This is a genomic window from Pelotomaculum sp. PtaB.Bin117 (assembly GCF_002067195.1).
Lineage (GTDB): Bacteria > Bacillota > Desulfotomaculia > Desulfotomaculales > Pelotomaculaceae > Pelotomaculum_D > Pelotomaculum_D terephthalicicum.
On the sequence record NZ_MVQM01000142.1, the window covers coordinates 1 to 8662 of the forward strand.

General features: G+C 43.1%; 11 protein-coding genes. 2 read left to right on the forward strand and 9 right to left on the reverse strand.

All coding sequences use genetic code 11. The features are described 5' to 3' along the window. Window positions 1-47: 47 nt before the first annotated feature. Genes A4E54_RS10200 through cmr1 (A4E54_RS10210) form a run of 3 tightly spaced genes read right to left on the reverse strand, consistent with a single transcriptional unit; the run spans window position 48 to window position 1889 of the window. A complete protein-coding gene (locus A4E54_RS10200; protein ID WP_240084214.1) occupies window positions 48-455 on the reverse strand; it encodes a hypothetical protein in 408 nt (135 codons plus the stop codon). 43 nt (window positions 456-498) lie between these two features. After that, entirely contained in the window at window positions 499-951 is a 453-nt protein-coding gene (locus A4E54_RS10205; RefSeq protein ID WP_286726029.1) for a type III-B CRISPR-associated protein Cas10/Cmr2, read from the reverse strand. Continuing rightward, complete coding sequence (gene cmr1, locus A4E54_RS10210; protein WP_240084212.1) at window positions 948-1889, reverse strand: type III-B CRISPR module RAMP protein Cmr1; 942 nt, start codon at window positions 1887-1889, stop codon at window positions 948-950. The genes A4E54_RS10205 and cmr1 (A4E54_RS10210) overlap by 4 nt, the downstream gene beginning before the upstream one ends. Before the next feature lie 317 nt (window positions 1890-2206). Here cmr1 (A4E54_RS10210) and A4E54_RS10215 point away from each other — a divergent pair, with 317 nt between their 5' ends. Further along, window positions 2207-2626, forward strand: coding sequence for a RelB antitoxin-like protein (locus A4E54_RS10215; RefSeq protein ID WP_240084211.1), 420 nt, complete (start codon window positions 2207-2209; stop codon window positions 2624-2626). Window positions 2627-2629: 3 nt separating this feature from the next. Next, a complete protein-coding gene (locus A4E54_RS10220) occupies window positions 2630-2854 on the forward strand; it encodes a type II toxin-antitoxin system HicA family toxin (RefSeq protein WP_240084210.1) in 225 nt (74 codons plus the stop codon). Window positions 2855-2858: 4 nt separating this feature from the next. Here A4E54_RS10220 and A4E54_RS10225 read toward each other — a convergent pair whose 3' ends face one another. From A4E54_RS10225 to A4E54_RS10250, 6 genes are all read right to left on the reverse strand, one after another. Next, complete coding sequence (locus tag A4E54_RS10225) at window positions 2859-3308, reverse strand: hypothetical protein (RefSeq protein ID WP_286726033.1); 450 nt, start codon at window positions 3306-3308, stop codon at window positions 2859-2861. 16 nt (window positions 3309-3324) lie between these two features. After that, window positions 3325-3915: a type III-B CRISPR module RAMP protein Cmr1 gene (cmr1, locus tag A4E54_RS10230; RefSeq protein WP_286726036.1), complete on the reverse strand. Its 591-nt coding sequence runs from the start codon at window positions 3913-3915 to the stop codon at window positions 3325-3327. 146 nt (window positions 3916-4061) lie between these two features. After that, on the reverse strand, window positions 4062-6410 hold the full coding sequence (gene cas3, locus A4E54_RS10235; RefSeq protein WP_286726039.1) for a CRISPR-associated helicase Cas3': 2349 nt from the start codon (window positions 6408-6410) through the stop codon (window positions 4062-4064). Further along, a complete protein-coding gene (gene cas5 / locus A4E54_RS10240; protein ID WP_286726041.1) occupies window positions 6407-7135 on the reverse strand; it encodes a CRISPR-associated protein Cas5 in 729 nt (242 codons plus the stop codon). Before cas5 ends, cas3 begins: the two co-directional genes overlap by 4 nt. 6 nt (window positions 7136-7141) lie before the next feature. Continuing rightward, window positions 7142-8128, reverse strand: a complete 987-nt coding sequence (gene cas7b / locus A4E54_RS10245; protein ID WP_286726043.1) for a type I-B CRISPR-associated protein Cas7/Csh2 — start codon at window positions 8126-8128, stop codon at window positions 7142-7144. Continuing rightward, window positions 8128-8577, reverse strand: a complete 450-nt coding sequence (locus A4E54_RS10250; protein ID WP_502687939.1) for a hypothetical protein — start codon at window positions 8575-8577, stop codon at window positions 8128-8130. The genes cas7b and A4E54_RS10250 overlap by 1 nt, the downstream gene beginning before the upstream one ends. Window positions 8578-8662 lie beyond the last annotated feature (85 nt).

Genomic DNA, 8662 nt, shown 5'->3' on the forward strand with positions numbered 1-8662 from the left:
CTTGCCGTCCCGGAAGAAAAGTGTGTCAAGTGCCTCCATGCGGATAATCATGATTTCACCTCCCGCGCCAGAAAATCGGCAATATTCAGTGTCGCAAGAAAGTTTTCCAGGCTGGCGCTGTTTGTGTACAGTGTTTCGGTCGTTTTGCAGAGTAAGGATACAGCTCCATTTTTTCTTTTTTCATATTCCGCCTGTGCTTCTTCCGGTTCTCTTCCAAGCAGGCAGGATCTGCGTATGAGCCTTTTGATTTCAGTTACAATCAGCTTGTCCACATTAAACTCAATGTTTTCAATATTATCATCAAGCAACTGCCACACTTCCCTGTTGAGATTTTTTATAAACGTGTTGGAAAATTCGCGGACATAGAGGTTTTCTGTCCGGTTAACGATACCATTCGGGACATGCTGATCAATTGCTTTGTTCTTCCTAATCTTATTGATTAAAGTATTCAACAAATCTACGGTCCACTCGTCCCCGTACCGCCACTTATAAAGGAATTTAATTCTTCAAAGCTCCGAAGGTTTGCTCGGCTTTTTTATAAGCATCCGCAAAACATCCTTCTTCAAACTCTTCAAAAAGCCAGAAGATCTGCCAGTGAGTCTTTATCTGTTCGTCAAATTCAGGCGGCTTGGGCAGACCCATTTTATCCAGAATTGCATCGCCCATGTGCTGGAATTCAGACCTGACGGCATTTTCAACAGCCCAGCCCATACCCGCAAGATACTCTTTCGTGTTTTCCCCAACAATTGCTAAGAAGCGGTTGAGCAATGTCTCGTTCGACGGGTCCGGGAATACAATCTCAGCTTGATAAGGTTCTCCCCTTGCTTTTTCTATGGCTACCCGGCATAGATGGGAAAGGATATAACTACCGGCGAAGAGATCCTGGGTTTTTCTGGCCTGAGCAATAAATGACTGCACCGGACTGATGCTGAACAAAAACAAGTTCTTCATAAAATCGCCACCTTAAAGCTATTCTGAGTATTTAGCGGGCCTGCTTGATATCCCGGAGAAAACTCTGTGTTTAGAGTGGTAATGACTGGACGGAATTGATTTCCTTCCGCAATCACGGAAACATAAATAGGCGAGGCCAATCGCTGTCTTTTTGCCGCGGTTCCAAGGTACATACTTGCATAATCATGAGATGCCTCTCCGATGACTTCCAGCAACCGGTCAATTGACCTATAAAGTTTGCCTATGGTGATTTCCTTGATATATGGATAACTCCCGTCACAATTACCTTCTAAAACGATATTGTTACCCGATATATAATATTTTTGAGGCGCGAGTAATTCGAGTAAACTTAAGATATAATTTAAGTCTACGGCTACTGATTGACTTTGTCCGTTTACCTGTGTTATTTGAAAGCTGCCGAAACCCCGGCGGCTCCTTTTACCCAATCCGCCCATGATTGCAGTAAGGGTAAACAGGGACTTTAAATGTTCTTGTGTGAAATCTTGTGACAATAGATCAAAAGAATTGCTAAACGCTACAGAAAAAATATGGTCAGTAGCAATAGCAGGCTGCGGCCGCCCTTTGCTGCACCTTTTTTCACCTTGTTTTTGTACACAAAAACAACTACTGTTACCAGTATGGTGGGGTAATGGCTTGTATTCCCGGCAATCACCAACTCCTATTCCAGCCGAGTTCAAAATTCTAATACTAAATTTACTTTTTCCCTCTCTCTCACCTGTACCGCCAAAGATAGCCGCTTCTTTCCTTTTAAGTATTGCTATGTCGCTTTCCGCCTGCGCGGCTCGCCACCAGAAGCGCATCACGCCTTTTACCGAAGGCGCCCGTAATTCCAGTGCGCTTGCTTGACGGGCTTTGTTATCGGCTCCGGCCATGAACATTGGAGTTATGGCCCGGCATTGAAAGAACAGCTGATTCATAGTTAATCACCCCTCCTTATTCCGGTCCAACCAGATCAGTTCCCCCGCCCATAGGGATTGTCCCTCTGATTCTGCGGCGGCCGCCTGTCCACCAGGGCCGCAAGCTACACAAGCAAACCCATTTCCCTTGCGCGCGAGGCAATTTGTTGCACGACGGCTGCATAGTTGTGGTGCCGCCAGTGATGTTGACTACTATTTAGCCGTTATTAAATTATTTTCATTAGTTATATTAAATAAGGTATTATTTTTCTTTTTCAACATATCTTATCTGTACAGAATGTACATCTTGTGATAAAGTGAGGTTGGGAGGTATGACCATGCTTACAGAGATAAAATTTACTAATGCGCGTAAAACCTTGACCGAAATTTATGATAACGTATGGCACCGTTATCTACCGGTTATCATTAACCGCCGCCAAAACGAAGAAGTCTTATTGCTCCGGCGAGAATTGCAACAGGATATACTAAAGGCTTACCTTCTAAAACCGGAGATTTTACCGGAAGAAGATGGTTCTTTAACAGTTGCTTTAAATGAAATCGACATAGCCGTCAATGCGACAAACCTGGGCGAAGCTGTTGACGAGCTTGTTAAAGAGATGATGATCTACGCTCAAGATTATCTTGACCGGCTCCAACTATTTTTGAACGCCCCAAACCGCAAGACACATTTTCCTTATATTATGCGGATTTTGCTTTGCGACAGTGAACGGGAAATTAAATCCCTCCTGGAGTTTTAAAATATGCCCCCGAAATTCGGCGACCTAAAAAGATACTGTAAAAAGAATGGCTGGGTCATGATTAGGGACACAGACCATTGGTATTATGAAAAAGTGTTGGCCAATGGCGATATCTTACGAACAAGAGTTAGTCATTCTGTAAGCAAGGAAATTCCCGCCAACTTGTGGCGAAAGATATTGAAACAGCAGCTTAGAATATCGGAAGAAGAGTTTTGGAAGATGTTATAGCGAATTATATTATATTTGGCTTTGATTCATCTGGCTCCAGTAAAGCGCCAATTTCATTGTCATATTTAAGGTTACAAAAAGATAAACCACTATAAACTTTTTTATTTTTCATAAAATACCATAACGGTACTTTAACTTCAAACCATTTTCTATCTTGGGGTGGCAAAATGATAGTATTTTCGAAAAAACAGGTAGGTATGGTTGAAATAGTATCATATTTAGACTGGCGTGTTACTTCTTGTTCATCTTCATCAAACCTGCCGTCAAAAATGGCCATCCTCTTTTGCTGAGTTTGTTTATATACTTTCAATGCGTCCTGAAAAGGTTTTGTTTCATCAATCCGGTAGTTCTTGTAGACTTCTTCAATGATATCTATTAAATCTTTTTCACGAAGCTTTCCCCGATGACATTGAAAAGCATTGTAAGATCGTTCCAAAAGATCAGGGTCTTCCAATGGATTATAAATCTTTTCAGCTTGGGGGATTTAAGTCTACGGCTACTGATTGACTTTGTCCGTTTACTTGTGTTATTTGAAAGCTGCCGAAACCCCGGCGGCTCCTTTTACCCAATCCGCCCAGGATTGCAGTAAGGGTAAACAGGGACTTTAAATGTTCTTGTGTGAAATCTTGTGGCAATAGCTCAAAAGAATTGCTAAACGCTACAGAAAAAATATGGTCAGTAGTAATAGCAAGTTGCGGCCGCCCTTTGCTGCACCTTTTTTCAACTTGTTTTTGTACACAAAAACAACTACTGTTACCAGTATGGTGAGGTAATGGCTTGTATTCCCGGCAATCACCAACTCCTATTCCAGCCGAGTTCAAAATTCTGATACTAAATTTGCTTTTTCCCTCTCTCTCACCTGTACCGCCAAAGATTGCCGCTTCTTTCCGTTTAAGTATTGCTATGTCGCTTTCCGCCTGCGCGGCTCGCCACCAGAAGCGCATCACGCCTTTTATCGAAGGCGCCCGTAATTCCAGTGCGCTTGCTTGACGGGCTTTGTTATCGGCTCCGGCCATGAACATTGGAGTTATGGCCCGGCATTGAAAGAACAGCTGATTCATAGTTAATCACCCCTCCTTATTCCGGTCCAGGTAAATCAGTTCCCCTCCGCACATATGGATTGTCCCTCTGCTCCTGATTATCATCCCAAAAAGCGCAACTGCTTGATAGCCCTTAGTATAATAAAATTGAGGAGAAAAGCAGAATTTTATAATATCACCACGGTCCCCTCAACTAATAGGCCACAGTCGCTTGAATAATATCCTTCTCGTAACAGCCAATGTCCCCAGTGCTCGTTGGCAATTTGTTGCGGTTGAAAATAAGGATTTGCATAAATACTAACAGAAACCATGGCTATACGGCCGGCAAGTCTTCTCCAGGCTTCTCTGCGTTTCCAGCGGTCAGTAATATTATTAGCTTTATCCATATCTTCTTCTAGGGCAGGGTCTTCCTCAATTACCAAGAAGGTATGTTGTCTATGTTCTTTCCCACGTAATAACTCATGCACCGGTAGGTCCTCCTGCCAGCGGGCGAACCTTTCCAAATGAACTCTGCCGGTATCTTTTTTACTAAACAGTTGATTAAAATAACAGTTGGATAAATCCAGAACGTTTTCTTCCGGCACTTCAGATATATCTTCAACTAATTCCCGAGTGACCTGCAGATGAACAGGGTCATAAATCATTTCCGAAAACCTTTTTTCATCTTCGTCTGCCAGGTCAATTACTTCTACCTTACAGCGCCCCTTTTTCCCCTCACGGTTACATCGTCCGGCAATCTGAACTAGGCTATCCAGTGGTGCAAAGTCCCGGATAACCAGATCCATATCGATATCGACTCCGGCTTCTATACATTGCGTTGAAACAACAACACATGGTTTTCCTTCTTTGATTCTCTCTATCGTTCTTAAGCGATCAAGGGGTGTAACATCAGCGCTAATGAAATAAACAGGTAGATTATGCTCCTCCATAATCGAATCAACCAATGAATCTCTTATTATCCGGGCACATTTTCGTGTGTTGAGGGTAATTAAGACACGTTTCTTTCCTGCGATCCATATAGGTAGTCTTTTTTCAATCTCCTCCCTGAATTTTTCAATACTCAGTTTGTTTTTAAGTCTGAAAAGAAACATGTACCGCTTAAATTGGGAAAAATATTTTTCGTAAGCGGGAAGAAGCGGAATTGCGTTTTTCACGAATGGCGGCAGTGTTGCCGACATTAATAAAATCCTGCTGTTGCAAGTTGCGGAAAGGCTATTTAGGATGCTTTCCAGAGGTTGCCACAATTTACAGGGGAGAGATTGTACCTCGTCCATAACTATTAAAGCGTCGCACAGGCTGTGAAAACGCATCTGGTATTTGGCTCTCGGGTCCATCAGGCTCATCAAGAACTGGTCGTAAGTGGTGATCACCAACTCGCTGCGCCAAGTATCTACAAAAAACGGTTCATCTTCTTTTTCCATCCATTCAGCGTAGTTCCGGTCGGAAAGGGAATGGCTGGTCAACAACCAGGCGCCGTCAGTTTCATAGCCACCGGTTTGCAGAAGCTTTTTATATTCTTTTGTCGTTTGGTCAATGATCGATAGGAAAGGTAATACAACTATTATTTTCGGGGGTGCGGCAGGTAAGGAGGCAATAATTTCCCTCAGCCTGAAAGCCCAGGTAGCTGCCAGGAGGGTTTTGCCGCTCCCGGTGGGTGCGGTCAGGCTGTAAACCCTGTCGGTTTTATTTTGTTCAATAACTTTTAACACATCGCCCCTGACTTTTAGCCTTAAGCGGTTTGTTTTTGTGTCAGGCGGAGACCCGATATACCGGTCAATCCACTGTACTTGCCAGTGCCGTGCTTCTCTTTTTAAATAATGTGCGGGCTCGGAAACAGCCAGAAATGCTTTATCAGCCTCAAGAAATACAGAGTAAATAAGTTGCGCCCTCAACCTAAAATTAACTGCTTCCCCTTCTGATAAAGATAAAAATTTCATGTTAATATTATTCGTTAGAAACTTCTTTAGCTTTGTGAGGAGTCTTGAGAAATTATCATTTGCGATTAACTGTGAAACCGTTTTAAGATCTAGCCCGGTTTCTTTAGTCAGACCAGAATAATTAACCATATTTAGCTGCTTTTTAATTAGTCTGGCCTTTTTACCGCCGGCAAAGTTGTCGATATCCCATTCTGGACAACTAACCCCGTCAAACTTTCTCTCAGGCACTGTTGGAAGCCTTCCGTGATGACCCTTTGCAGCTGCGGCCAGGATAAAAGTCTCTAATTCCTCCCAGTTTTCATCAATAGCCTTGGCAAGAGTAAAAATCAGCGATAAAGTAGTATGAGATTTTTCATTTGTGGCACCTCTGTATTCAGCCGGGTTTTTTATATAATCTTGAAAAGCAGTTGTGCCTTTACCCAAGTCGTGCAATAAAACAAGCTTTTGCAGTGTATTTTCAATTGACGGCGTCATTGTCTCCGGTGAATGCCAGTTACAAATGCCATGCAGCGCCTTATTTATCTGTTCGATATGCTCACTCAAAAAAAGATGCGGGTGTGAATTGACCCTTTTATTCATAGAAACATCAAAACCCTTTCCTCACCCAGGTATGCTTCGGACGTCTTTAACGGTATTGGACGGGCGTCTTTTTCCATGAAATAATTAGCGTGGTTAAAGACTCTCTTGGGTGTAACTGTCCTTGGCATGCGCAGGAGATTGATGGCAAGTTTTTCAGCGTAACACTTTTCAATATCAAGCTGAACATAATCCTGTCTAATTACTGTTTCAATGGAATAGGTTCCCTCCGGTAGTTTATCAACTGTAATGGAGTCAATATATTCAATATCGGCCATCATTTCCGACAACCCCAGGCTCGGCTGGAAATACCACTTCCGCTCTTTGATGCGATTTTCCAGCTCGGTATGATATGGTTCAGGCAAACCGACCCATACTTCGTAAGATGGGTTGAATAACCACTCCTGGGTAATCAATGTTGCTTTTTCCGGCTTAGTATTTTTTTCTTGTTTTTGTGACCTTTTAATAATGTAGGAAAGCGATTCAGGGGGATCTTTCCTCAACTTTGCCTTGTGCCAGTGTGTAACAGGAATTTTGCCGGATAAAGCGACATGCATTGGCTCCAGTAATTCCTGTGGCTGATCTTTAGGAAGACCAAGCACGGCTCCCATGATCCCCATAATCACTGTCCTTGGTGGTATAGGGTAGCTTATGGCGCTTGCTCCTGCATCTGCCCGGAGAAAGTGGCCGAAACGCCCATGCAATCGAAAGTTTATTAGTTTTATCATAGAGTATCAGCAACCTTCAGGCGAACATTCAATATCTAGCAATTCCCATTCGACCGGTAACTTGGGTACAATTTGAATATCCTTTGAAACGGCATAACGGATTGTCTGAATCCGCTTAGCCTGATCCGAAATCCTGGCTAGCAGCTTATCAATACCGACATTAAAATCTGCCGGTGAGGACCAAGCCCGTTCCTCTTTATCACCGGTGGCAACTAATTCCACATAGTCATGCAGCCTGCCGAACTGAAACTCCTCGCCAGGTTTATATTCTATGCTGATTAATAAGTGAGGTATCTGTCCTACTTTTGTCCTTGTATTCGCCGCCGACCGGACACCGTGCCAGAGAGATTTCAAAAACAGCTTATAATCAGCGTCAGTCATTTTGGAAATCTTGGCCGAATGCTCATTTGCCACCCCTGAAAATCCAATTAATGCGTAGCGAAGGCCGAAATAGGTGGTAAAAGTTCCCTGCTCTTTTGATTGATCACTGGCAAACACTGAAGTTCCGTGAATATCTACACTTTCAGCCCGGTGGAGTACTTCACCCATGTTGATCTGAACGGCGCCTGTCATTGTCTTGGGTTCCGGTTTGGGCTCCCAGTCCACTTCCTTCCCGTCTTTATCTTTAATTTTTCCTGCTTTGAAAGCAAAAGAACTGCCGAAAAGCCGGGCATCGATAAAAGCGTTCAAAAGAATATCAACCAATTCTTTGCCTTCGGCCTTGTCTTTGCCGACAGTGTTCAGGTAATGAATCACCCGGCCGGTCAGGTTGGTTGTTCTGCCCTCAATGTTGTCGACCAAAATGTCTTGTCCTCTAAATTTTAAAAAATCTCTGGCAAAACGCTTTAAACGCACATCGGTAACATAATATGTTCCGTCCGGCAGTACTCTTGGGCGGTTTTCATCGGGATCGCCATTGGGATTTCCCATTTTAATATCATACAAAAATAGAAATTCTCTTCTCCCGGATAATGTTTTTGTCATGCCTTCCATTAATTTTCACTCCTCTTGTTTTTTTCTTTGGCTGGCAATATATCCGCCGTCATTGATTGCCCCAATAAAAGGTAATAGTTTGTTTGAACATCATCTAGCTTAATATTTTCCATATTCAATTTTAAACCTACCCGACCTATTTCAGTGATAAGTTTTCTGACTTCTTCGTTTTTCTCAGTATCGTAGGCGAGCAGCTTTTCCCTAACCTTAATGTACAACTCCGGCAGGTCTTTTCCTCGTAAGGTAAGACGCTTCAACCAACTTAAGGCATTCGCGCTTACATTAACACCTCTTGCGGCCTGAACTTGCAGCAATTTTCCATATAGCACGCCGAGCATAAAGGTAAATGCCTTATCCGGCGTGTTTATGCCGCTTTCCGGGCCAAAATATTTCTTTAACTCATCCATATTGGGTTCAAAATGCTCTTTTTCCATTTCTATAACCCCCACTTTTTTAAAGTAGTACAGCCACCAGTTCAGGTGTCTTGTCCAGCCCGCACCCGTCAGGAAGGGCCCTTTTTTGCTTAAACCTTCA

What these genes read in the sequence shown, in the direction of transcription:
- A4E54_RS10205 (WP_286726029.1), bottom strand. Translation starts at nt 951, where the DNA reads ATGAAGAACTTGTTTTTGTTCAGCATCAGTCCGGTGCAGTCATTTATT.
- cmr1 (WP_240084212.1), bottom strand. Translation starts at nt 1,889, where the DNA reads ATGAATCAGCTGTTCTTTCAATGCCGGGCCATAACTCCAATGTTCATG.
- A4E54_RS10215 (WP_240084211.1), top strand. Translation starts at nt 2,207, where the DNA reads ATGCTTACAGAGATAAAATTTACTAATGCGCGTAAAACCTTGACCGAA.
- A4E54_RS10220 (WP_240084210.1), top strand. Translation starts at nt 2,630, where the DNA reads ATGCCCCCGAAATTCGGCGACCTAAAAAGATACTGTAAAAAGAATGGC.
- cmr1 (WP_286726036.1), bottom strand. Translation starts at nt 3,915, where the DNA reads ATGAATCAGCTGTTCTTTCAATGCCGGGCCATAACTCCAATGTTCATG.
- cas3 (WP_286726039.1), bottom strand. Translation starts at nt 6,410, where the DNA reads ATGAATAAAAGGGTCAATTCACACCCGCATCTTTTTTTGAGTGAGCAT.
- cas5 (WP_286726041.1), bottom strand. Translation starts at nt 7,135, where the DNA reads ATGATAAAACTAATAAACTTTCGATTGCATGGGCGTTTCGGCCACTTT.
- cas7b (WP_286726043.1), bottom strand. Translation starts at nt 8,128, where the DNA reads ATGGAAGGCATGACAAAAACATTATCCGGGAGAAGAGAATTTCTATTT.